General features: G+C 68.7%; 22 protein-coding genes. 1 reads left to right on the forward strand and 21 read right to left on the reverse strand.

Features of this window, described 5'->3' with window-relative positions; genetic code table 11:
* Nucleotides 1-58: 58 nt before the first annotated feature.
* The 15 genes from nuoN to ACXYX3_RS07575 form a co-directional block, all read right to left on the reverse strand.
* Nucleotides 59-1,633, reverse strand: coding sequence for an NADH-quinone oxidoreductase subunit NuoN (gene nuoN / locus ACXYX3_RS07505; protein WP_458611091.1), 1,575 nt, complete (start codon nucleotides 1,631-1,633; stop codon nucleotides 59-61).
* Nucleotides 1,630-3,216, reverse strand: coding sequence for an NADH-quinone oxidoreductase subunit M (locus tag ACXYX3_RS07510; protein WP_458611092.1), 1,587 nt, complete (start codon nucleotides 3,214-3,216; stop codon nucleotides 1,630-1,632). Before ACXYX3_RS07510 ends, nuoN begins: the two co-directional genes overlap by 4 nt.
* Nucleotides 3,210-5,090 (reverse strand): NADH-quinone oxidoreductase subunit L, encoded by a 1,881-nt coding sequence (nuoL, locus tag ACXYX3_RS07515; protein WP_458611094.1) that lies wholly within the window; start codon nucleotides 5,088-5,090, stop codon nucleotides 3,210-3,212. Before nuoL ends, ACXYX3_RS07510 begins: the two co-directional genes overlap by 7 nt.
* A 7-nt stretch (nucleotides 5,091-5,097) precedes the next feature.
* Nucleotides 5,098-5,397, reverse strand: a complete 300-nt coding sequence (nuoK, locus tag ACXYX3_RS07520) for an NADH-quinone oxidoreductase subunit NuoK (protein ID WP_241202783.1) — start codon at nucleotides 5,395-5,397, stop codon at nucleotides 5,098-5,100.
* Nucleotides 5,394-6,173 carry an NADH-quinone oxidoreductase subunit J gene (locus ACXYX3_RS07525; protein ID WP_458611096.1) on the reverse strand — a complete coding sequence of 260 codons (780 nt, stop codon included), beginning with the start codon at nucleotides 6,171-6,173 and terminating at the stop codon, nucleotides 5,394-5,396. Before ACXYX3_RS07525 ends, nuoK begins: the two co-directional genes overlap by 4 nt.
* A gap of 3 nt (nucleotides 6,174-6,176) precedes the next feature.
* Nucleotides 6,177-6,695 (reverse strand): NADH-quinone oxidoreductase subunit NuoI, encoded by a 519-nt coding sequence (gene nuoI, locus ACXYX3_RS07530; protein ID WP_241202781.1) that lies wholly within the window; start codon nucleotides 6,693-6,695, stop codon nucleotides 6,177-6,179.
* Nucleotides 6,688-7,935, reverse strand: a complete 1,248-nt coding sequence (gene nuoH / locus ACXYX3_RS07535; protein ID WP_458611098.1) for an NADH-quinone oxidoreductase subunit NuoH — start codon at nucleotides 7,933-7,935, stop codon at nucleotides 6,688-6,690. Before nuoH ends, nuoI begins: the two co-directional genes overlap by 8 nt.
* Entirely contained in the window at nucleotides 7,932-10,319 is a 2,388-nt protein-coding gene (locus tag ACXYX3_RS07540; RefSeq protein ID WP_458611100.1) for an NADH-quinone oxidoreductase subunit G, read from the reverse strand. Before ACXYX3_RS07540 ends, nuoH begins: the two co-directional genes overlap by 4 nt.
* A gap of 96 nt (nucleotides 10,320-10,415) precedes the next feature.
* Nucleotides 10,416-11,735, reverse strand: a complete 1,320-nt coding sequence (gene nuoF / locus ACXYX3_RS07545) for an NADH-quinone oxidoreductase subunit NuoF (protein WP_458611102.1) — start codon at nucleotides 11,733-11,735, stop codon at nucleotides 10,416-10,418.
* Nucleotides 11,732-12,607: an NADH-quinone oxidoreductase subunit NuoE gene (gene nuoE, locus ACXYX3_RS07550; RefSeq protein ID WP_458611104.1), complete on the reverse strand. Its 876-nt coding sequence runs from the start codon at nucleotides 12,605-12,607 to the stop codon at nucleotides 11,732-11,734. The genes nuoF and nuoE overlap by 4 nt, the downstream gene beginning before the upstream one ends.
* Nucleotides 12,604-13,932 (reverse strand): NADH dehydrogenase (quinone) subunit D, encoded by a 1,329-nt coding sequence (gene nuoD, locus ACXYX3_RS07555; protein WP_241202776.1) that lies wholly within the window; start codon nucleotides 13,930-13,932, stop codon nucleotides 12,604-12,606. The genes nuoE and nuoD overlap by 4 nt, the downstream gene beginning before the upstream one ends.
* Nucleotides 13,932-14,609, reverse strand: a complete 678-nt coding sequence (locus ACXYX3_RS07560) for an NADH-quinone oxidoreductase subunit C (RefSeq protein WP_458611106.1) — start codon at nucleotides 14,607-14,609, stop codon at nucleotides 13,932-13,934. The genes nuoD and ACXYX3_RS07560 overlap by 1 nt, the downstream gene beginning before the upstream one ends.
* The gene (locus ACXYX3_RS07565) at nucleotides 14,606-15,160 is read right to left on the reverse strand and encodes a NuoB/complex I 20 kDa subunit family protein (RefSeq protein ID WP_458611108.1); all 555 of its coding nucleotides are present in this window, start codon (nucleotides 15,158-15,160) and stop codon (nucleotides 14,606-14,608) included. Before ACXYX3_RS07565 ends, ACXYX3_RS07560 begins: the two co-directional genes overlap by 4 nt.
* On the reverse strand, nucleotides 15,151-15,525 hold the full coding sequence (locus ACXYX3_RS07570; RefSeq protein WP_241202773.1) for an NADH-quinone oxidoreductase subunit A: 375 nt from the start codon (nucleotides 15,523-15,525) through the stop codon (nucleotides 15,151-15,153). Before ACXYX3_RS07570 ends, ACXYX3_RS07565 begins: the two co-directional genes overlap by 10 nt.
* 166 nt (nucleotides 15,526-15,691) lie before the next feature.
* On the reverse strand, nucleotides 15,692-16,105 hold the full coding sequence (locus ACXYX3_RS07575) for an Rv3143 family two-component system response regulator (RefSeq protein WP_241202772.1): 414 nt from the start codon (nucleotides 16,103-16,105) through the stop codon (nucleotides 15,692-15,694).
* A gap of 92 nt (nucleotides 16,106-16,197) precedes the next feature.
* On the opposite strand from ACXYX3_RS07575, the gene ACXYX3_RS07580 reads away from it, so the two are divergent.
* Entirely contained in the window at nucleotides 16,198-16,827 is a 630-nt protein-coding gene (locus ACXYX3_RS07580; RefSeq protein ID WP_458611111.1) for a class I SAM-dependent methyltransferase, read from the forward strand.
* Nucleotides 16,828-16,838: 11 nt separating this feature from the next.
* Here the strand turns inward: ACXYX3_RS07580 and ACXYX3_RS07585 are convergent, their stop codons facing one another.
* The 6 genes from ACXYX3_RS07585 to ACXYX3_RS07610 are packed head-to-tail and all read right to left on the reverse strand — an operon-like array spanning nucleotide 16,839 to nucleotide 22,112.
* Nucleotides 16,839-17,168 (reverse strand): DUF6285 domain-containing protein, encoded by a 330-nt coding sequence (locus ACXYX3_RS07585; protein WP_458611113.1) that lies wholly within the window; start codon nucleotides 17,166-17,168, stop codon nucleotides 16,839-16,841.
* Nucleotides 17,165-18,127 carry a phosphotransferase family protein gene (locus ACXYX3_RS07590; protein WP_458611115.1) on the reverse strand — a complete coding sequence of 321 codons (963 nt, stop codon included), beginning with the start codon at nucleotides 18,125-18,127 and terminating at the stop codon, nucleotides 17,165-17,167. Before ACXYX3_RS07590 ends, ACXYX3_RS07585 begins: the two co-directional genes overlap by 4 nt.
* Nucleotides 18,124-19,362 carry an acyl-CoA dehydrogenase family protein gene (locus tag ACXYX3_RS07595; protein WP_458611117.1) on the reverse strand — a complete coding sequence of 413 codons (1,239 nt, stop codon included), beginning with the start codon at nucleotides 19,360-19,362 and terminating at the stop codon, nucleotides 18,124-18,126. The genes ACXYX3_RS07590 and ACXYX3_RS07595 overlap by 4 nt, the downstream gene beginning before the upstream one ends.
* A gap of 20 nt (nucleotides 19,363-19,382) precedes the next feature.
* A complete protein-coding gene (locus ACXYX3_RS07600; RefSeq protein WP_458611119.1) occupies nucleotides 19,383-20,006 on the reverse strand; it encodes a TetR/AcrR family transcriptional regulator in 624 nt (207 codons plus the stop codon).
* 4 nt (nucleotides 20,007-20,010) lie between these two features.
* A complete protein-coding gene (locus ACXYX3_RS07605) occupies nucleotides 20,011-20,913 on the reverse strand; it encodes a hydroxymethylglutaryl-CoA lyase (RefSeq protein WP_458611121.1) in 903 nt (300 codons plus the stop codon).
* On the reverse strand, nucleotides 20,910-22,112 hold the full coding sequence (locus ACXYX3_RS07610; protein WP_458611123.1) for a CaiB/BaiF CoA transferase family protein: 1,203 nt from the start codon (nucleotides 22,110-22,112) through the stop codon (nucleotides 20,910-20,912). Before ACXYX3_RS07610 ends, ACXYX3_RS07605 begins: the two co-directional genes overlap by 4 nt.
* Nucleotides 22,113-22,153: the final 41 nt, after the last annotated feature.

Genomic DNA, 22,153 nt, shown 5'->3' on the forward strand with positions numbered 1-22,153 from the left:
GCGCGTCTGCACGCTGACGCGCCGCCACAGCTGGCATTTCGCGCGCGCTCGCGGCCCGTCAGGGCAGGAAACGGCCCGCCGCGTCGACCACGTCGAGCAGCGGTTGCGGCAGCGCGCCGAGCAGGAACGTCACGATCGCGGTGACCGCGACGACGCCCGTCGTCAGCACACTGGGGACCACCACCGTCGGGGCGTCATCGGGTCGGTCGGTGAAGAACATCAGCACGATCACCCGCACGTAGAAGTACGCCGCGATCGCACTGGCGATCACACCGACGACCACCAACGGGATCGCGCCGCCCTCGCCGGCCGCCTTGAACACCGCGAACTTGCTGACGAACCCACTCGTCAGAGGAATGCCGGCGAATGCCAACAGGAACAGTGAGAACACGATGCCCACCAATGGGTATCGCTTGCCCAGCCCGGCCCACCGTGCCAGCGCGGTGTCCTCCTCGCCGTCGGCGTCACGCACCAGACCCACCACCGCGAACGCGCCCACCGTGGAGAACCCGTAGGCGAACAGATAGAACAGCGTCGCGGAGAGGCCCGATTCGGTGCCTGCGACCACGCCCGTCAGGATGAATCCGCTGTGCGCGACCGCCGAGTACGCCAGGATGCGCTTGACGTCGTTCTGTGTGACGGCCGTGATTGTGCCCACTGCCATCGTGGCGATCGCCACCGCCCACAGCACCGGGCGCCAGTCGTCGTGAAGTCCGGGCACCGCCACGGAGAACACCCGCAGCATTGCGCCGAATGCGGCGATCTTGGTGGCGGCGGCCATGAACGCCGTGATCGGTGTCGGCGCTCCTTGATAGACGTCGGGAATCCAGGAATGGAACGGCACCGCGCCGACTTTGAACAGCACCCCGACCAGCAGCAGGGCGATGCCCACCAGTGCGAGCGACGGAGTGTCCGAATCGTCGGACACCGCTGCCGCGATGCCCGGCAGAGACAGCGTTCCCGCGTAGCCGTACAGCATCGCTGCGCCGTAGAGAAAGAACGCCGACGAGAAGGCGCCCAGCAGAAAGTACTTCAGCGACGACTCCTGCGACAGCAACCGCCGCCGGCGGGCCAACCCGCACAGCAGATACAGCGGCAGCGACAGCACCTCCAGCGCGATGAACATCGTCAGCAGGTCGTTGGCCGCGGGGAACAGCAGCATGCCGCCGACGGCGAACATGGTCAGTGGAAAGACCTCGGTCTGGATGACACCCGCTGTGGTTGCTTGTTTCTCGGCGACGCTGCCGGCCACCGCCGAGGCCTGCGGGGTGAACGCGTCCAGCCCTCCGCCCCGGTCGGCCCGGTCCGGCATCGCGATGCGGCGCTCGCCGATGAGCAGCACGCCGAGAACAGCCACCAGCAGGATGGTGCCCTGGAGGAACACCCCGGGCTTGTCGACCGCGACCGCGCCCATCACCGCGGCTACGCCGTCGCCGCCCGCGATGTCTCGCGCCGCCAGCAGGACCGCGACGAACGCGCCGACCAGCGCCACCAGGCTGAGCGCGATCTGCGCGCGATACCGATGCTCGCGCGGCAGAAGAGCTTCCAGCAGGACGCCGAGCACCGCCGCGCCGAACACGATCAACATCGGGGCGATCAAGCTGTACTCGACCGACGGCGTCGGAATGGTCATCGCACCGGTCCTTCCGCCGTCCCCGTGGCCGGTGTCGGGTCGGGTCGGTCGATCGTGGTGAGCGTGTGGGTGACCGCCGGATCGATGACGTCGAGCGCCGGTTTGGGATACACGCCGAGGACCAGCAGCAGCGCGAGCAGCGGTGCGACGACGGCGAGTTCGCGGGGCCGCAGGTCGGGCAGGCGCGACTCGCCGTCGGTCAGCGCCTCCGGGGTGGGGCCGGTCATCATCCGCTGATACGTCCACAGGATGTAGATCGCCGACAGCACGAGCGCGCTCGCGGCCAGCACGCCGAACACCGGATAGCGGGTGAACGTGCCGATCAGGACCAGGAACTCACTGATGAACGGAGCCAGACCCGGCAGCGACAGCGTCGCCAGGCCGGCGACCAGGAAGGTGCCGGCCAGCACCGGTGCGACCTTCTGCACCCCGCCGTAGGCGCTGATGAGGCGAGACCCCCGCCGCGACACCAGGAATCCGGCGATCAGGAACAGTGCAGCCGTCGAGATGCCGTGGTTGACCATGTACAGCGTCGACCCCGCCTGACCCTGGCTGGTCATCACGAAGATGCCCAGGATGATGAAACCGAAATGCGAGATCGACGTGTAGGCGATCAGCCTCATCACATCGGTCTGACCGATCGCGACGACCGCGCCGTAGATGATCCCGATCACTGCCAGCGTGATGATCAGCGGACTGAAATAGGTTGCGGAGTCGGGGAACAGGGGCAGGCAGTACCGGATCATGCCGAACGTGCCGACCTTGTCCATGATCGCCATCATCAGGACCGCGCTCGCCGGGGTCGCCTCGACCGCGGCGTCGGGCAGCCAACGGTGCAGCGGCCACAGCGGCGCCTTGATCGCGAATGCGAACATGAACCCACCGAACAGCAGGTGCATGACGATCGGGTTCATCACGAAGTCGCCGGCCGCGACCGCGGCGACGATCGCCCGCAGGTCGAAGGTGCCGGCATCGAACGCGTCGCTCGACGCGGTCGCGACGTAGAGGCCGACCACGGCGGCGAGCATGATGAGGCCGCCGAAGAGGTTGTACAGCAGGAACTTTACCGCGGCCCGGCTGCGCTCGCGGCCACCGAACCCGCCGATGAGGAAGTACATCGGGATGAGCATGGCCTCGAAGAACACATAGAACAGCAGGATGTCCAGTGACACCAGCGAGATCAGGACCATGCCCTCGACGGCCAGCGTCAGCGCGACGTAGACGTGCACCGAACGGCCGCCCCAGCTGATCCGGTCACCCGCGTCGTTCCAGCCGGCGACCATCAACAAAGGAACCAGCACCGCGGTGAGCACCACCAGGGCGAGCGCGATGCCGTCGACGCCGAGGATGTAACCGGTGCCGAAAGACGGTATCCAGCGGTAGTTCTCGACGAACTGGTACTGCTCCCCGCCGGGGTCGAAGCCGACCGCGACGACAACGGTGACCGCGAGGACCACCAGTGACACCGCGAGCGCGACCCACTTCGCCAGCGACCGCGCCGTCGCGGGCAGCAGCATGACCGCCACCGCACCCACCATCGGAACCGCCCACAGGACCGTCAACCACGGCACGGTCGTCACCACAGGTTCACCGCCAAGATCAGGGCGACCACGAACGTCGCGCCGGCGAGCATGGACAACGCGTACGAGCGGGCGAATCCCGTCTGCACGCCGCGCAGACCGTCGGACACCCGGCCGATCGCCGCGGCGAGCCCGCCCGCGGCGCCGTCGACCACCTCGTCGTCCAGTTCGGTGAGCCCCCTGGTCAGTTGGGCGCCCGGCGCCATCAGCACGCGTTCGTTGAACGCGTCGCCGTACAGGTCGCGCCGCGCCGCGACCGTGAGCGCCGAGCCCTGCGGCGCCTCGTCAGGTACCGAGCGGGCGCCGTACATCCGGTAGGCGACCGCGATGCCGACCGCGACGACAGCCAGCACGATCACGGTGACCACCCACACGGGCAGCACATGATGCACCTCGTGCGCGCCGACCACCGGTTCCAGCCAGTGCTCCAACGTGCCCCCGATCGCCAGCGCGGCCCCCGCGCCCACCGAGCCGATGGCCAGCAGGATCATCGGCCACGTCATCACCGCGGGCGCCTCGTGCGGATGCGCCGTTGACGCCCCGCGCTTCTCCCCGAAGAACGTCATCAGCATCACCCGTGTCATGTAGAACGCGGTGATACCGGCGCCGAGAATCGTTGCCGAGCCGAGGATCACGCCCTTCGCGCCGCCGGCGCCGAGGGCCGCCTCGATGATGCCGTCCTTGGAGAAGAACCCGGCCAGCGGCGGGATGCCGATGATCGCGAGATAGCCGAGGCCGAACGTCGCGAACGTGATCGGCAGCGCCGTGCGCAGACCGCCGTAGCGGCGCATGTTCACCTCGTCGTCCATGGCGTGCATCACCGAGCCGGCGCCGAGGAACAGCCCGGCCTTGAAGAAGCCGTGGGTCAGCAGGTGCATGATCGCGAACGCGTAGCCGGCCGGGCCGAGACCGGCGGCCAGCACCATGTAACCGATCTGGCTCATCGTCGACGCGGCGAGCGCCTTCTTGATGTCGTCCTTGGCGCAGCCGATGACAGCCCCGAACAACAGCGTGACCGCACCGACGACCACCACGGCGGTCTGCGCGTGCGGCGCGAGGTCGTAGACCGGCGCCGAGCGCACGATCAGGTACACCCCGGCGGTGACCATCGTGGCGGCGTGGATGAGCGCCGACACCGGGGTGGGGCCCTCCATCGCGTCACCGAGCCACGACTGCAGCGGCACCTGCGCGGACTTGCCGCATGCGGCGAGCAGCAGCATGAAGCCGATCGCCGTCAGCGTCCCCTCGCCCAGTTGCGGTGCCGCGCTGAACACCGCCTCGAACGACACGGCCCCCAGCGCCGAGAACATCACCATCAGCGCCACCGCGAGACCGATGTCACCGACCCGGTTGACGACGAACGCCTTCTTGGCGGCCGTGGCGGCCGACGGCTTGTGCGACCAGAAGCCGATCAGGAGGTAGGACGCCAGACCCACGCCCTCCCAGCCCATGTAGAGCCCGAGGTAGTTGTCGGCCAGCACCAGCAGCAGCATCGCCGACAGGAACAGATTGAGATAGCCGAAGAACCGCCGGCGGTCCGGGTCGTCGGCCATGTAGCCGATCGAGTAGATGTGGATCAGCGAGCCCACACCGGTGATCAGCAGCGCGAAGCACATCGACAACTGATCCAGTTGCAGGCCGAAGTCCACCTGCAGGCCGCCGACCGGAACCCAGCGGAACAGCGTCTCGTGCACGGCGCGCTGCTCGGTGGCGCGGCCCAGCATCGCGACGAAGAGCGTTGCGGCGCAGGCGAATGATGCCAGCGCCGCGGCCGTGCCCAGGAGGTGACCCCATCGGTCGGTCCGGCGTCCGCCCAGCAACAGCACAGCCGCGCCGCCCAGCGGCAGGGCGATCAGGAGCCACACGGGAAGTGTCATCGGTGCCCTAGTGCCTCAGCAGGCTGGCGTCGTCGACGTTGGCGGAGCGTCGTGTCCGGAAGATCGTCATGATGATCGCCAACCCGATCACGACCTCACAGGCGGCGACCACCATCGTGAAGAAGGCCACCACCTGACCGTCGAGGGTGCCGTGGACGCGGGAGAAGGTGACGAACGCAAGGTTGCAGGCGTTGAGCATCAGCTCGACGCACATGAACATCACGATCGCGTTGCGGCGCAGCAGGACTCCGGCGGCGCCGATGGTGAACAGCAGCGCCGACAGATAGAGGTAGTTGTCCGGGCTCACCGCAGTTCCCGATTCCCGTCCCGGCCACCCCGGCTGGGCTCGGTCGGTCCTGTGTCGCTGGGGACGGGACGTAGCTGCAGGATCGCGCTGACCGACAGCTCCGACCCGCGCCCGTCGGGCAGCCGCGCGGGGATGTCGACCGCGTTGTGCCTGGCGTAGACGCCGGGGTTGGGCAGCGTGGTGGGGTGACCGCCGGGCGCGAACCGCTCGATCGCCAACTCCCGCTGAGTTTTCCGGCGCTCGAACCGCTCTCGGTGTGCGAGCACCATGGCTCCCAGCGCGGCCGTGATGAGCAGTGCGCCGGTCAGCTCGAACGCCCACAGATATTTCGTGAACAGCAGTGCAGCCAGACCTTCGACGTTGCCTTCGGAGAGGCTCGCCGAGCGACCCGAGGATGGAGCATTCGCCTGCGCAAGACCGGTGAACCCGGTCGTCGACACCGTGCCGATCCCCGCGATCAGGAGCACCCCGAAGCCGATGCCGACCACGATCGCCGCGATGCGTTGCCCCCGCAGCGTCTCCACCAACGACTCCGAGGAATCCACCCCGATCAGCATCAGCACGAACAGGAACAGCATCATCACCGCGCCGGTGTACACCACCACCTGTACGACGCCGAGGAACGGGGCGTCGGCGGCGATGTAGAGCACCGCGAGGGCGATCATCGTCACCGCGAGCGAGATCGCCGAATACACCGCCTTCGGCGCTGACACGACGCCGAGTGCGCCGATCACCGCGACCACGGCGAGCACCCAGAACAGAACCGCCTCACCCATGGGTCACCGTGCTTCCAGGGGCTTGATGTGGCCCAGGTAGTAGTCGTCGTCTGTGCTGCCCGGGGCCATGGCGTGCGGGGGTGCTTCCATGCCGGGACTCAGCGGGGCGAGCAGTTTGTCCTTGCCGTAGATCAGATCCGACCGGTTGTCGTCGGCCAGCTCGTAGTCGTTGGTCATGGTCAGCGCGCGGGTCGGGCAGGCCTCGATGCACAGCCCGCAGCCGATGCATCGCAGATAGTTGATCTGATAGACCCTGCCGTAACGCTCACCGGGGGAGAATCGCTCCTCCTCGGTGTTGTCGGCGCCCTCGACGAAGATCGCGTCGGCCGGGCAGGCCCAGGCGCACAACTCGCAGCCGATGCACTTCTCGAGGCCATCGGGGTAGCGGTTCAGTTGGTGCCGGCCGTGGTAGCGCTTCGCGACCGGGCCTGGCTTCTCCGGATATTCCTCGGTGACAGGCTTTTTGAACATCGCCCCGAAGGTGACGGCGAATCCTGCGATCGCGTCGAGGAACCTAGGCATCGGCACGCTCCTTCCGGGACGTCTGAGGCATCGGGGGCACCGGGAAGGCACCGGACACTGCCGGGGGGACAGGGGCGGGGGAGGACGCCTCCCGGCGCGCCCGCCGGGATCGCCACGAGAACATCACCAGTGCCGCAAGGGCGACCGCGGCGAGACCGATCAGCGCGGTCACCCAGGTCGGCAGGCCCTCCTCGCCGAGCGAGCGGGTGACGGCGACGACCATGATCCACGCCAGTGACACGGGGATCAGGATCTTCCAGCCCAGCGCCATGAACTGGTCGTAGCGCAACCGGGGCAGGGTCGCGCGCAGCCACATGAACACGAACAGGAACATCCAGACCTTGGCGGTGAACCACAGCAGCGGCCACCAGCCGTGATTCGCGCCGTCCCACAGGCTCAGCGGTAGCGGCGCGTGCCACCCGCCGAGGAACAGGGTGGTGGCCAACGCCGACACGGTGGTCATGTTGACGTACTCGGCGAGCATGAACATCGCGAACTTGAGCGACGAGTACTCGGTGTGGAAGCCGCCGACGAGCTCGCCTTCGGCTTCGGGCAGATCGAAGGGCGCCCGGTTGGTTTCGCCCACCATCGAGGTCAGATACACCAGGAACGACGGCAGCAGCAGGAACACGAACCAGGTGTTCTCCTGCGCGGCGACGATGCCCGAGGTCGACATGGTGCCGGAGTAGATGAACACCGCCGCGAACGACAGTGCCATCGCGATCTCGTACGAGACCACCTGCGCCGACGACCGCAGCCCACCGAGCAGCGGGTACACCGACCCCGATGCCCAGCCCGCGAGCACGATGCCGTACACCCCGATCGAGGTGACCGCGAGGATGTAGAGCACCGCCACCGGCAGATCCGTCAGCTGCAACGCGGTGCGGTGCCCGAACACCGAGGTCTCCCCACCCAGAGGGATCACGGCGAACGCCATGAACGCGGGGATCACCGAGATGACCGGCGCGGCCAGGTAGATCCACTTGTCGACCCCCGCCGGGATGAGCCCTTCCTTGAGTGCGAGTTTCACCCCGTCGGCCAGCGACTGCAGCAGCCCGTGCGGACCCACCCGATTGGGGCCCAGCCGCATCTGCATGCGGCCCAAGATCTTTCGCTCCAGCAGGATTGCGACGAGCACGGTCAGCACCAGGAACACGAAGATCCCGAGGGCCTTGGCGAGGATCAGCCACCACGGGTCATGGCCGAACAACGTGGGATCGGGGTAGGTCGTCGGCGTCACGGCTGCTCCCGCCCGATCCGCACCACGGCACCCGATGACACACCCAGCGTCGCGTGCACCGTGCAGCCCGGGGAATTGGTCGGGAGCCAGACCACCCGGTCGGCCATCTCGGTCACCACCAGTGGCAGCGTGATCGAGCCCCGCTCGGTGGACACGGTCACCGGATCGCCCGGCTGGACGGCGATCTCGGCGGCCGTGGTCGCTGACATCCGTGCCACCGGAGCGTGTGCGGTGCCGGCGAGGTGCGGTTCGCCGTCCTGCAACCGACCGTGGTCGAGCAGGAGCCGCCAGGTCGCCAGGATCGCCTCGCCCGCGGCCGCTTCCGGCTGCGGCGTCGAGATCGGGCCGTCGTTGCCGGTCCGGTCGCCCGACCACAACCCGATGCGGGCCCGCTCGTCGGCGACGACCGCCGCCGAGGGGGTGCCCAGGTCGATGCCGAGCTCGTCGGCGAGGAATCCGAGCACCCCGAAATCGGGTAGCGCGTTGGTCTGCAGCGACGGCTCGAAGGGACGGATGCGGCCCTCCCAGTTGACGAAGGAGCCGGCCTTCTCCACGACAGGCGCGACGGGGAACACCACGTCCGCGCGGTCGGTGACAGCGCTGCGGCGCATCTCGAGGCTGACGACGAACGGCGCCGTGTCCAGAGCCGCGCGTGCGGCCGCGGGGTCGGGCAGGTCGTCGAGCTCCACACCGCCGATCACCAGCGCATCGAGGTCACCGGCGGCAGCGGCCGCCAGGATTCCGGTGGTGTCGCGTCCGCGCCCCGCAGGCAGCGCGTCGACGTTCCATTTCTTCGCCATCAGCGTCCGGGCGGCGTCGTCGTGCACGGGGTGGCCGCCGGGCAGCAGGGTGGGCAGCGCACCGGCGTCCACGGCGCCGCGGTCGCCGGCCCGGCGCGGTACCCATGCCAGCCGCGCTCCGGTGCCGGCCGCGAGCCGCGCCGCCGCGGACAGCGCGCCGGGTGCGCTCGCGAGCCGTTCACCGACCAGGATCACCGCGCCGGGCATCGCCATCAGAACGTTGCCGGCGAGCCCGTCGATTGCGGCGGCCTCCGCGCCGGGTACGGCGCAGACCAGTTCGCCGGACAGTTTGCGCAGACCGCGCGAGGCGAACGGCGCCACCGACAGCACCTGTAGACCCCGCTTGCGGACCGCCTTGCGCAGCCGCAGGAAGACGATCGGCGATTCGTCTTCGGGCTCGAAGCCGGCGAGCAGCACTGCCGGTGCGTTCTCCAGATCCGCATACGTGACGTCCATCGGCAGCCCGGCGACATGCGTACCGAGGAAAGCCGTCTCCTCATCGCTGTGCGGACGACTACGGAAGTCGATGTCGTTGCTGTTCAACATGATTCGGGCGAATTTCGAGTAGATGTAGGCGTCCTCCGCCGTGCAGCGCCCACCGACGAGCACGCCGGCGCGTCCCTCCGCCGCGGCGAGCCGCCGGGCCGTGACACTGAGCGCCTCGGACCACGACGCGGGACGTAGGGCGCCGTCCTCGCGCATCAGCGGTGTGGTGATGCGGTCGCCGACCGTCGCGTAGGTGAACGCCCAGCGGCCCTTGTCGCAGTTCCACTCCTCGTTGACCTCGGGATCGTCACCGGCCAGGCGGCGCAACACCTTTCCCCGACGATGGTCGGTGCGCTGCGCGCAGCCCGACGCGCAGTGTTCACACACGCTCGGGCTGGACACGAGATCGAAGGGCCGCGCGCGGAACCGGTAGGCGGTGCCCGTCAGCGCGCCGACCGGGCAGATCTGCACCGTGTTGCCGGAGAAGTACGACTGGAACGGTTCACCGGTCGCGATCCCGACCTGCTGGCTCGCGCCGCGCTCGAGCAGGTCGATGAACCGGTCGCCGGCGATCTGATCGGAGAACCGGGTGCACCGCGCGCACAGCACGCAGCGTTCGCGGTCGAGCAGCACCTGCGACGAGATCGCGATCGGCTTGGGGAAGGTTCGCTTGACGTCGTCGAAGCGGGTTTCGGTGCGGCCGTGTGACATCGCCTGGTTCTGCAGCGGGCATTCACCGCCCTTGTCGCAGATCGGGCAGTCCAGCGGATGGTTGATCAGCAGCAGTTCCATGACACCGTGCTGCGCCTTGTCGGCCGCTTCGGAGGTGTGCTGGGTGCGCACCACCATGTCGGGGGAGACCGTGGTGGTGCACGACGCCAACGGCTTCCGCTGTCCTTCGACCTCCACCAGGCACTGCCGGCAGGCGCCGACGGGGTCGAGCAGGGGGTGGTCGCAGAAGCGGGGGATCTGCACGCCCATCAGTTCGGCAGCGCGGATCACCAACGTGCCCTTGGGCACGCTCACCTCGGTGCCGTCGATGGTCAGCGTGACCATCTCGACCGCCGGGGCGTCGTGACTGTGCTCAGCCAGCGTCATACGTGCCCCCCTTTGTTCCGGCGAGCAGACGCGAACTCGAGCAATCTCGCGGCGTGTCCACTCGAGTTCGCGTCTGCTCGCGCGAAAGAAGGTGCGTCATGCGCCCACTCCCTCCGGTGCGGCCAGCATCGACGCGTACGGGTCGAAGGGGCACCCCGCCCCGCCCAGATGGGCCTCGTACTCGTCGCGGAAGTACCTCAGCGACGACAGAATCGGGCTCGCCGCGCCGTCACCCAACGCACAGAACGACTTGCCGAAGATGTTGTCGGAGATGTCGAGCAGCTTGTCGAGATCCGCCTCGGTGCCCCGGCCCGTCTCCAGCCGCTCGTAGATCTGCGCCAGCCAGTAGGTGCCCTCCCGGCACGGCGTGCACTTGCCGCACGACTCGTGGGCGTAGAACTGCGTCCACCGCCGGACCGCGCGCACCACGCACGTGGTGTCGTCGAAGATCTGCAGTGCCTTGGTGCCCAGCATCGATCCGACGCCGGCCATCCCTTCGTAATCCAGGGGCACGTCGAGATGCTCGGCCGTCAACAGTGGCGTCGACGAGCCGCCCGGCGTCCAGAACTTCAGCTCGTGGCCGGCCCGCACCCCGCCGGCATAGTCGAGCAACTCCCGCAGCGTGATGCCCAGGGGTGCCTCGTACTGGCCGGGCGTCGTGACATGACCGGACAGTGAGTACAGCGTGAACCCCGGCGACTTCTCCGAGCCCATCGACCGGAACCAGTCCACGCCGTTGCGCAGGATCGGCGGCACGCTCGCGATCGACTCGACGTTGTTGACCACCGTCGGGCACGCGTACAGACCGGCGACGGCCGGGAACGGCGGCCGCAGTCGCGGCTGACCCCGCCGCCCCTCCAGCGAGTCCAGCAGTGCGGTCTCCTCGCCGCAGATGTAGGCGCCTGCGCCGGCGTGCACCACGAGCTCGAGATCGAATCCCGATCCGCCGATGTCGGTGCCCAGGTAACCGGCCGCATATGCCTCCGCGACGGCGGCCTGCAGCCGGCGCAGCACCGGAAGCACCTCACCGCGCAGATAGATGAACGCATGGTGGGCTCGGATCGCGTACGCGGCGATGATGGCACCCTCGACCAGGAAGTGCGGCGTGGTCAGCATCAGCGGCATGTCTTTGCAGGTGCCGGGTTCCGATTCGTCGGCGTTGATCACCAGGTAGTGCGGTTTGGCAGCCGCGCCCTCGTCGCCCTGGGGAATGAACGACCACTTCGTTCCCGTCGGGAAGCCCGCGCCGCCGCGGCCGCGCAGTCCCGAGTCCTTGACCAGGGTGATGACCTCGTCGGGGCCCATCGCCAGGGCTTTACCGAGCGCTTCGTAGCCGCCGTGGCGACGATAGGTGTCCATGGTCCACGGCTGCGGTTCGTCCCAGAAGCTGCTCAGTACCGGAGTCAGTGCAGTCATGAGGCATCCGTCGCGGTCGGATCGGTGTCGGCGGTGTCCCCGCGCGCGGGGACCTCGGCCGACGGTGCGGGTGCAGGCTCGTCTTTGACGGCCTCGGTGGCCGCGGCCTGCTCGTGGCCCGGGGCCGGGGAGGTGCTGTCGGTGGCGGGCGCGTCGGCCTCCGGCGCGCTCATCCCACGCTCCCGGGCGATCCGCAGACCGGCCAGCGTCGCAGCCCCCGGACCCGCCGCGTCAGCACCGGCGGCGGAATGGCCAACGCCAGCAAGGATTCTCGCCGTCTCGCGGAACGTGCACAGCGAGCCGCTGCGCGACGGCGTCGGCGGCTGACCCGCCTGCAATGCGTCCACGAGATCACGCGCCGACGACGGGGTCTGGTTGTCGAAGAACTCCCAGTTCACCATCACCACGGGGGCGTAGTCGCAGGCCGCATTGCACTCGACGTGCTCGAGGGTGATCCGACCGTCCAGGGTGTTCTGCCCGGCGAGGATTCCGAGGTGCTCCTGCAGCGTGTCCAGGATCGCGTCCCCGCCCATCACCGCGCACAGCGTGTTGGTGCACACGCCCACCAGGTAGTCGCCCGTGGGCGTGCGGCGGTACATCGAATAGAACGTCGCGACAGCCGTCACCTCGGCCGGTGTCAAGCCCAGACGTTCTGCGCAGAAAGCGATTCCGGCCGGAGTGAGATAGCCGTCCTCGGCCTGCACCAGGTGCAGCAGCGGCAGCAGCGCCGACCGCGCGTCGGGGTAGCGGCCGACGATCTCCTCGGCATCGCGTGTCAACCGCGCCGTGACGTCGGCCGGATACGTGGCCGGCCCGTGGATCGGCGGACCGGGTTCGTCGGGACGCTGGCCGAGCTCCAAAAAAACACTCACCGGTCCACCCCGCCCATTACCGGATCGATCGACGCGACCGCCGCGATCGCGTCGGCCACCATGCCGCCTTCGCACATCGCCGCCACCGCCTGCAGATTCGTGAACGAGGGGTCGCGGTAGTGCACGCGATACGGCCGGGTCCCGCCGTCGGAGACCATGTGTACCCCGAGTTCGCCTCGGGGCGATTCGACGGCGGCGTACACCTGCCCGGCCGGCACCCGGAAACCCTCGGTGACGATCTTGAAGTGATGGATCAGGCCCTCCATCGACCGTCCCATGATCTTCGCGATGTGCTCATCGGAGTTACCCAGACCATCCGGACCCACCTTCAGGTCCGCAGGCCACGCGAGCTTCTTGTCGTCGATCATCACCGGGGCCCCGGCCAGCCTCTCGAGGCGCTCCACGCACTGCTCGACGATCCTGAGGGACTCGCGCATCTCTTTGACCCGAATCAGATAGCGGCCGTACGAATCACAGCGATCGTCAGTGATGACGTCGAAGTCGTACGTCTCGTACCCGCAGTACGGCTGCGCTTTGCGCAGATCGTGCGGAAGTCCTGTCGAGCGCAGCACCGGCCCGGTGATGCCCAGCGCCATGCATCCCGTCAGATCCAGGTAGCCGACGCCGAGAGTGCGCGCTTTCCAGATGTAGTTCTCGTTGAGCAGGTTCTCCAGGTCGCGCAGCCGCTGGGGCAGCAGCGTCAACAGCTCGTGCAGCTGCGGCATGGCCTCGTCCGGCAGATCGACAGCGACACCGCCGGGCCGGATGTAGGCATGGTTCATCCGCAGGCCGGTGATCGTCTCGAACACCGAGAGGATGAGTTCGCGCTCGCGGAAACCGAGGAACATCGCCGTCATCGCGCCGAGTTCCATGCCGCCGGTCGCCAGCGCGACCAGATGGCTGGAGATGCGGTTGAGCTCCATCATCATCACCCGGATCACCGAGGCTCGTTCGGGGATCTCGTCGGTGACGTCGAGGAGCTTCTCGACTCCCAGGCAGTACACCGTCTCGTTGAAGAACGGGGACAGGTAGTCCATCCGGGTCACGAAGGTGACACCCTGTGTCCACGTCCGGAATTCGAGATTCTTCTCGATACCGGTGTGCAGATAGCCGATACCGCAACGGGCCTCGACGATCGTCTCACCCTCGATCTCGAGGATGAGCCGCAGCACCCCGTGGGTCGACGGATGTTGCGGACCCATGTTGACCACGATCCGTTCGCCGGCGTGCTCGCCGGCATTCTCGCGTGCGGCGGTGACGACCTGGTCCCAATCCTGGCCGCCGACGACGACCACCCTCTCCGGGCGGTGTTCTGAGATGGTCATCAGTTGTAGGACCTCCGCTGATCGGGCGGCGGGATCTGGGCCCCGTGGTACTCGACCGGCACGCCGCCCAGCGGGTAGTCCTTGCGTTGCGGGTGGCCGACCCAGTCGTCGGGCATCTCGATCCTGGTCAGCGACGGATGTCCGTCGAAGACGATGCCGAAGAAGTCGTAGGTCTCCCGCTCATGCCAGTCGGTGGTCGGGTACACCGAGAACAGAGACGGGATGTGCGGATCACCGTCCGGCGCAGTCACTTCCACGCGGATGCGGCGGTTGTGGGTGATCGACATCAGCGGATACACCGCATGCAGCTCCCGCCCCGTGTCATCGGGGTAGTGCACGCCGCTGACCCCCAGGCAGAGCTCGAAGCGCAGAGCGGCATCGTCGCGCAGGGCCTGCGCGACGTCGACCAGTCGTGCGCGGTGTACCTCGAGGGTGAGCTCTCCCCGGAACACGACGACCCTCTCGATCGCCTCGGCCGTCACGTCCTCACCGAGGGCGGCGGTCACCGCGTCGACGACCTCGTCGAAGTAGCCACCGTAGGGCCGAGGGCTGCTACCCGGCAGCGCGACCGGCCGGATCAGCCGACCGTAACCGGACGTGTCCCCACTACCCTTCGCGCCGAACATGCCGCGCCGCACGCCGATCACCTCGGGGCCGGTGCCCTCGGTGCCGGTCACCTCAGCAGGCCTTTCAGCTCGATCGTCGGCGGCACCGCGAGCGCCGCCTGCTCGGCCTCCCTGATGGCCTCCTCGCGGTTGACCCCGAGCGGCATCTGCTGAATCTTGTCGTGCAGCTTGAGGATCGCGTGCAACAGCATCTCCGGACGGGGCGGGCAGCCGGGCAGGTAGATGTCCACCGGCACCACGTGGTCGACGCCCTGCACCACCGCGTAGTTGTTGAACATCCCGCCCGACGACGCGCACACACCCATGGCCAGCACCCATTTCGGCTCGGCCATCTGGTCGTAGATCTGGCGCAGCACTGGGGCCATCTTCTGGCTGACCCGGCCCGCCACGATCATCAGATCGGCCTGCCGCGGTGTCGCGGAGAACCGCTCCATGCCGAAGCGGGAGATGTCGAACCGAGGTCCCGCCGTCGCCATCATCTCGATCGCGCAGCACGCCAACCCGAAGGTCGCCGGCCACAGCGAGCCCTTGCGGACGTAGCCGGCGACCGCCTCGACCGTGGAGAGCAGGATGCCGCCGGGCAACCGTTCCTCTAGTCCCATTGCAGGCCTCCTCTGCGCCACACGTAGGCGTAGGCGACGAAGACGATCACCATGAACAGCAGCATCTCGACCAGCGCGAACACGCCGAGACTGTCGAACGCGACGGCCCACGGGTACAGGAACACGATCTCGATGTCGAAGACGATGAACAGCATCGCGGTCAGGTAGTAGCGAATGGGGAATCGCTGACCGGTGGCGGCGGCCGCGGGATCGCCGGCGTCCATCGGCTCGATGCCGCACTCGTAGGCCTCGAGCTTGGCGCGGTTGTAGCGACGTGGACCGATGAGGACCGCGATGCCCACCGAACCGACCGCGAACACGGCAGCTATCGCACCAAGCACCAGGATCGGGGTGTACAGGCTCATGCTGCGTAGGAGCTCCTCGCGGGCTGTCGATGTGAGCTTTCACACACCCTAACCCTGATAGCGACCTGCGCCACACATTTTGATGAGTATCTCTAAAGGAGTGTCAGTCGGCCCCGGTGACGTCCCGAAAAAGCAAGCGTGACAGGGCGTTAACGTGCGGCTCTGGTCACTGACGGGGCCGTAAGAGCGACACGACGGCGTCGCCGAGCCGGATCGGGTCGATGGGGTGGGGTACCGCGGCCTCGGCACGTGACCAGCGTGCGAGCCAGGCGTCGTCCGGTCGCCCGGTGAGCACCAGCACCGGCGGGCAGTCGTCGACCTCGTCCTTGAGCTGTTTCGCGATTCCCATTCCGCCCACCGGGGTGGCCTCGCCGTCGAGGATCGCCAGGTCGAAGCCACCCGCGTCCATCTGCTGGATCACCATCGGCCCGGTGGCGACCTCGACGTAGTTCAGTTCGGGGAGGTCCGGATGCACCCGTTTTCCGAGCGTCAGCTGCACCTGCTCGCGCGTGCGCGGGTTGCTGCTGTAGACGAGGACCCTCAGCGCGAGTTGCGGCTCGGACGACGACGGCAGCACCATGAGCGCGATGGTAGCCGCGGCGCGTGCGTCGGAGATGCCGTTCGGAGCTCGACCGTTGACCTCAACATTCGTTCAGGTTGAACACTGGGCGGATGGACCAGACACCCGCCCTCGCCCGATTCGACGACTCCTATAAGAACCGGACCCCACCATGGGTCATCGGCGAGCCGCAGCCGGCGATCGTCGCGCTCGAACGCGACGGCCACATCCGCGGCCGCGTGCTCGACATCGGCTGCGGAACCGGCGAGCACACCATCCTGCTCACCCGGCTCGGCTACGACGTGCTGGGCGTCGACGGCGCCCCCACGGCCGTCGAGCAGGCCCGGCGCAATGCCGCCGCCCACGGCGTCGACGCGCGGTTCGCTGTCCGCGACGCCCTCGACCTCGGCGCATCGCCGACCTTCGACACCGTGATCGACAGCGCCCTGTTCCACATCTTCGATGCCGAGGACCGGGTGCGGACCGTGCGCAGCCTGCGCACCGCCACGCTGCCGGGCGCGCTGGTGGCGGTGCTCGCGCTCTCCGACGCGGGGCGCGGGTTCGGACCGCAGGTCAGCGAGGAGGATCTGCGCGGCGCGTTCGCCGAGGGCTGGTCGGTCGAAGAGCTCAGCCCGACGACGTATCGCGGCGTGGTCACCGACCTGCACGCCGACGCGCTCGGCCTCGAGGTGGGCAGCCGGGTCGACGAGCCTGCCCTGCTGTTGCGGGCGCGCCGCGACTGACCGGTCGACCGTCAGCGCTCACCGTAGCCGGGGTGGTCGATCGACAACCGGTGCGCCACCAGCAGTCGCAGGCAGGACATGACGTCCTCGGTGCGGTCGTCGAGGTCGCCGGCGCGGATGGCGTCGGCGAGTTCGGCCTCGTCGGCAACCCCCAGTGCGGTCAGTGCGTCCTGCACCGAAGACGCCGTCTCGCAGAGCAATTCGCGTTCGACGATGCGCAGGACGTTCGCCGCGACCCGGGCGTGGAAGCCGACCTGGCCACCGCACGCGGCCCGAACGTCGGTCTCCAGGAACATCGCGACGGCGGCGACGAGCTCGGCGGCGGTGGGACGGGCGGTCATGCCGGACCCCCACCGGAGAGCAGATCGAGCAGATCCCATTCCGTTTCGCTGACCCGTCGCCCGATCGCGGCGAGTTCGACCGACGGCGTCTCCCCGCAGAGATGACGTTCGGCCTGGTGCCGGCAGATCACTCCCCAGCGCAGCGTGGCCACGGTCAGCCACCAGCGCAGCGCGGACCGGTCGACGTGGATGCCTGCCGCATCTTCGTAGGCCCGCACGAACGTCTCGACGCTGCCGAGGCCGCCGGCGCCGAGCGCGGCCGGCGCGCCGAAGCGCCAGGCGCGGATGCAGAACCAGGCCAGGTCCTCATAGACCTCGCCGATGTGAGTCAGTTCCCAGTCGAGGACGGCCGCCAGGCCGGTGTCGTCGACGATCAGGTTTCCCATCCGAAAGTCGCCGTGCACGAGCCGCATCGGCGACGGGGCCGGTCGCTGATCGGCGAGCCGGCGGAAGGTCCACTCGAATGTGGCTGTGGTGTCTCCGATCTCGTCGAGCCGGGCACGCCAGCCGGCGAGGTCATCGGGGGCGCTCAAGCCCGCACCGTCGATGTCGGCCCGGTGGATCGCGGCGAGCGCTTCGGCGCACTGGCGCAACAGCCGGGCCCGGCCGTCGTCGTCGAGCGCGCGGAAGATGCGCCGCACGATCGTCTCCCCGGGTACCGCGTCGCAGATCAGATACGGGCTGCCGACGTCGTCCGCGGAATCGCTGGCCGTCAGGATGTGCGGCACCGGGGCGCCGGCGGCCGCGGCGCGCTGCTGCACCGTGGCCTCGAGCTCCATCCCGGCGTGGATGTCGTCCGGGGGTCCGGTGCGCAGGATCAGAGCCCGCCGGGTCTCGCCCACCGCGTCGAACGCCCACGTGGTGCGGCTCGCGCCGCCGGTCAGCCGGGTCAGGTTGTCGACCGTGACGTCGCCGAGCAGCGGGGTCAACACCTCGCGCAGCTGGTCGGCCAGTGTCATTTCCGGCCGAATCCGAAGAGCCGCTGGGCGACGCGACGGATCTGGATCTCCTCGGCGCCCTCGGTGATGCGGTACCGGCGGTGGTGGCGGTAGATGTGCTCGAATGGTTCGTGTCTGCTGTATCCGACCCCGCCGTGCACCTGCATCGCGCGGTCGGCCGCCTCGCAGACCAGGCGATTGGCGCGGTAGTTGGCCATCGACACCTTGTCGGAGACCTCCATGTGGTGGTTGGCGTCGAGCTGGGTGGCCGCGTAGTACACCAGCAGCCGCACCATCTGGGCCTCGGTCTGCAACTCCACCAGCGGCCACTGCACGGCCTGGTTGACCGCCAGCGGCTTGCCGAACACCGACCGCTGGTTCGCGTAGCCGACTGCCCGATCGATGCAGTACTGGGCTGCCCCCAGGCTGCTCGCCGCCTGTCGAATCCTGTTCTCGTGCAGGAATGTCTGCCCGACGTCGAGGCCGTGGCCGACCTCACCGAGGACGGCGTCGGAGGGGACCCGAACGTTGTCGAGGACGACCTCACCGTGGTCGGTGGGCATGTTGAACGTCCACCAGTAGTACGGCACGGTGAAGCCGGGCGAGTCGGTCGGCACGAGGAACGCGGTGATGCCGCGGGCCTGGCCGGGTTCCCCCGAGGTGCGCGCGAAGATCAGGTCGTGGGTGGCCCGGTGTACGCCGGTGTTCCAGCGTTTGGCGCCGTTGATCACCCAGTCGTTTCCGTCGCGCACCGCCGTCGTCTCCAGCCAGGTGGCGTCGGAGCCGTGGTTCGGTTCGGTCAGCCCGAAGGCCATCGACCGCTCGCCGGTGATCAACGCCTCGGTCCACGCGGCCTTCTGCTCGTCGGCACCGAACCGGTCCATCATGATGACCTGCGGGAAGTTCCCCACGATCGACGACTCGTCCTGCAGGTCGTTGTGCAGCCCGAGCCCCTTGTGCGCCAGGTGTTCCCGGATGACGGCCATGTCGATGTTGCTGCCGCCGCGCCCTCCGAACTGGGCCGGCAACCCGTAGCGCAGCCACCCCGCCGCGTCCGCGCGCCGCCGCATCTCGTCGAGCAGGTCCTCCCATTCGCGGCGTGGCACTCCACCGTTGTCCCAATCGGTGCGAGCGTGCTCGCGCCGGTGGTCGAAGTACTGGATGTGTTCGCGCTCGAGCGGCGCGATCTCGGCCTCGATGAACGCGTCCATCTCCGCCAGCAGCCCCGGAAGGTGTTCGGGGAGGCTGAAATCCACGGTGATCTCCTTGCTGGTCGTTACTGCCCGTACAGTGTCTTCTTCCAGATTCGCGACAGCGTGGCGATCGCGTCGTCGTCGCTCATCGTGATCCCGACGCCCGCCCCGGTGTCGCCGACGAACACGGTGGTGAAGTTCTCGAACAGCAGCGCGATGGCCGCTGCGGTGTGCTCGGGGTCCAGGTCGGCGGCGAAGCCCTGGTCCTGCGCGCGGCGCACCGACGCGGCGACGATGTCGATGCCGAAGCGGCGGAACTCGTTCTGCAGGGCGGCGAACCTCGGCTGGGTGGCCGCGAGTTGTGCGACCGCGATCATGATGCCGATGTTCTGCGTGAACATCGTCCAGTAACCGGTGACGACGGTGGTGAAGAACGCGTCGTCGTCGGGGGACTGGGGGAGCGGCACGCTCAGGCCCGACGGCGCCACGACCTCGTGCAGGAAGGATTCGGCGAGGTCGGCCAACAGGTCTTCCTTGTCGGCGAAGTACCGGTAGAACGCGGCGGTGGACCGGCCGGCCGCCGAGGTGATGTCACCCAGCGTGGTGCCGTGGAAGCCGCGCTCGGCGAACAGCTTTCGGGCGGCCTGCTCGATCGCCAGGCGGGTCTGACGGCCTTTCGCGCTCAACTCCGACGGGCTGGGCGGCACGCCGTCAACCCAGGATCCGGTCGCCGGCACGTAACAGCGCACCGGGGAGTTCGTGGCCGACGGCGTCCTGGGCGACCCGGGCGGCGGCGATCGCCTTCTCGAGGTCGACATCGACCCCGATGCCGCAGTCGCGCAACAGGTACGCCAGGTCCTCGGTGGCGATGTTGCCGCTGGCGCCGGGCGCGAACGGGCAGCCGCCCAGCCCGCCGACCGAGGCGTCCAGCCGGGTCACCCCCGCCTGAATCGCGGCGTAGGCGCTGGCCAGGCCCGCGCCGCGGGTGTTGTGGAAGTGCGCACCCAGCGGCAGGTCGCCGATCAGCGGCCGCACCAGTGCGACCAGTTCGGTGACCCGACGCGGGGTCGCTGTGCCGATCGTGTCGGCGATGGCGAGCCGGTCGGCGCCGCCGTCCAGCGCCGCGGTGAGCACGTCGATCACTCGATCGGTCGGCGTCGGCCCGTCGAACGGACAGTCCCAGGCGGTGGCGACGATGACCTCCACACGGGCGCCCGCATCGTGGGCGATCGCCGCGATGTCCGGGATCGCCGCGGCCGCCTCGGCCGACGTACGGCCGACGTTGGCGCGGCTGTGTCCGTCGGCGGCCGACACCACGTACTCGATGGACTGCAGCTCCGCGGCGATCGCGCGCCGGGCACCGGTGGGGCTGGCCACCAGTGCCGAGAACTCGATGTCGGGGAAGTCGCCGAGGTGCTCGGCGAGCTCGGCGGCGTCGGCCAGGGCCGGCACCTTCGACGGCGAGACGAACGCGGTGGCCTCCATCTCGCGCACCCCGGTCGCGGCGATGGCGGCGAGCAGTTCCCGCTTGGCGGACAACGGGATCGGGGCTTCGATCTGGAGCCCGTCGCGCAGCGAGACATCGCGGATCGTGACGTGGGCAGGCAGCGTCACAGCACGCCCTTCGCGCGCAGGTCGGCCAGCTCGCCATCGGTGTGGCCGAGCAGGTCGCGATAGATCTCCTCGTTGTGCTGGCCGGGTCGCGCCGGCCCGGCACTGCGAATGGTTCCCGGCGTCTGGGACAGCACCGGCACCACGCCGGGTCCCTTGACGGCGCGGCCGACGCGCTCGTCGAAGTGGTCGGCGATCATGCCGCGCGCCTGCAGCTGCGGGTCCGTGACGACCTCGGCCACCGTGTTGATCGGGCCGCTGATCACGCCTGCCGCCGACAACGTGGAGATGATGTCGGCGGGTTCGCGGGCCGCGGCCCACGCCCCGATGATCGCGTCGAGCTCGTCCTGATTGCGCCCGCGGGCGACGTGGGTGGCGAAGCGTTCGTCGGTGGCCAGGTCGGGCTGGTCCATCGCCTGGCACAGCCGCCGGAACACGGTGTCCTGGTTGGCGGCGATCACCACCCAGCTGCCGTCGGCCGTCGGATAGATGTTGGACGGGGCGATGCCCTCCAGACGCGTCCCGGACGGGCCGCGCACCACCCCGCCCACGTCGTAGTCGGGAATCGTCGATTCCTGCACCGCCAGGCACGATTCGGTGAGCGCGGCGTCGACGACCTGGCCCTCACCGGTCACGGTGCGGCGGTAGAGCGCGGCCAGCGCGCCCTGGGCGGCGAACATCCCGGCGAGGCTGTCGCCGAGCGAGAGGGCCAGGCGCGGGGGAGGCCCACCGGGGAAACCGTTCATGTGCCGCAACCCGCTGGCCGCCTCGGCGACCGAGGCGTAACCCGCCTTGTGGGCATCCGGGCCCGTCTGGCCGTACCCAGACACCCGCACCAGGATGATCCCTCGATTGCGTTCGCGCAGAACGTCGTAGCCGAGATCCCACTTCTCCAGTGTGCCGGGACGGAAGTTCTCCACCACGATGTCGCTGCGTTCGATCAGCTCGAGGAACAGCTCGCGACCCGCCGGCTCCCGCAGATTGAGCGTGATCGCTTTCTTGTTGCGGGCGTGCACGGTCCAGAAGAAGTGGTGGCCGTCGAGTTCGGCCTGCCCCCAGGTGCGCAGCGGGTCGGGAGCATCCGGCGGTTCGATCTTGATCACGTCGGCGCCCATGTCGCCCAGCAGCCGGCCGGCGAACGGCCCGGAGATCAGGGTGCCCACCTCGATGACCCGGATGCCGTCGAGCGGTCCTGGGCACATTCCCGGGTCGCTTCGCTCCTGCCCTCCGGAACTCCTTCCCG

The sequence above is a fragment of the Mycobacterium sp. Panama NTM2 genome, from assembly GCF_054355555.1.

Bases quoted from the DNA above. Each gene is read 5' to 3' on its own strand.
- nuoN (WP_458611091.1), bottom strand. From the start codon at position 1,633: ATGACCATTCCGACGCCGTCGGTCGAGTACAGCTTGATCGCCCCGATG.
- nuoL (WP_458611094.1), bottom strand. From the start codon at position 5,090: ATGACACTTCCCGTGTGGCTCCTGATCGCCCTGCCGCTGGGCGGCGCG.
- ACXYX3_RS07525 (WP_458611096.1), bottom strand. From the start codon at position 6,173: ATGGGTGAGGCGGTTCTGTTCTGGGTGCTCGCCGTGGTCGCGGTGATC.
- nuoI (WP_241202781.1), bottom strand. From the start codon at position 6,695: ATGCCTAGGTTCCTCGACGCGATCGCAGGATTCGCCGTCACCTTCGGG.
- ACXYX3_RS07540 (WP_458611100.1), bottom strand. From the start codon at position 10,319: ATGACGCTGGCTGAGCACAGTCACGACGCCCCGGCGGTCGAGATGGTC.
- nuoF (WP_458611102.1), bottom strand. From the start codon at position 11,735: ATGACTGCACTGACTCCGGTACTGAGCAGCTTCTGGGACGAACCGCAG.
- nuoD (WP_241202776.1), bottom strand. From the start codon at position 13,932: ATGACCATCTCAGAACACCGCCCGGAGAGGGTGGTCGTCGTCGGCGGC.
- ACXYX3_RS07565 (WP_458611108.1), bottom strand. From the start codon at position 15,160: ATGGGACTAGAGGAACGGTTGCCCGGCGGCATCCTGCTCTCCACGGTC.
- ACXYX3_RS07570 (WP_241202773.1), bottom strand. From the start codon at position 15,525: ATGAGCCTGTACACCCCGATCCTGGTGCTTGGTGCGATAGCTGCCGTG.
- ACXYX3_RS07575 (WP_241202772.1), bottom strand. From the start codon at position 16,105: ATGGTGCTGCCGTCGTCGTCCGAGCCGCAACTCGCGCTGAGGGTCCTC.
- ACXYX3_RS07580 (WP_458611111.1), top strand. From the start codon at position 16,198: ATGGACCAGACACCCGCCCTCGCCCGATTCGACGACTCCTATAAGAAC.
- ACXYX3_RS07585 (WP_458611113.1), bottom strand. From the start codon at position 17,168: ATGACCGCCCGTCCCACCGCCGCCGAGCTCGTCGCCGCCGTCGCGATG.
- ACXYX3_RS07590 (WP_458611115.1), bottom strand. From the start codon at position 18,127: ATGACACTGGCCGACCAGCTGCGCGAGGTGTTGACCCCGCTGCTCGGC.
- ACXYX3_RS07610 (WP_458611123.1), bottom strand. From the start codon at position 22,112: ATGTGCCCAGGACCGCTCGACGGCATCCGGGTCATCGAGGTGGGCACC.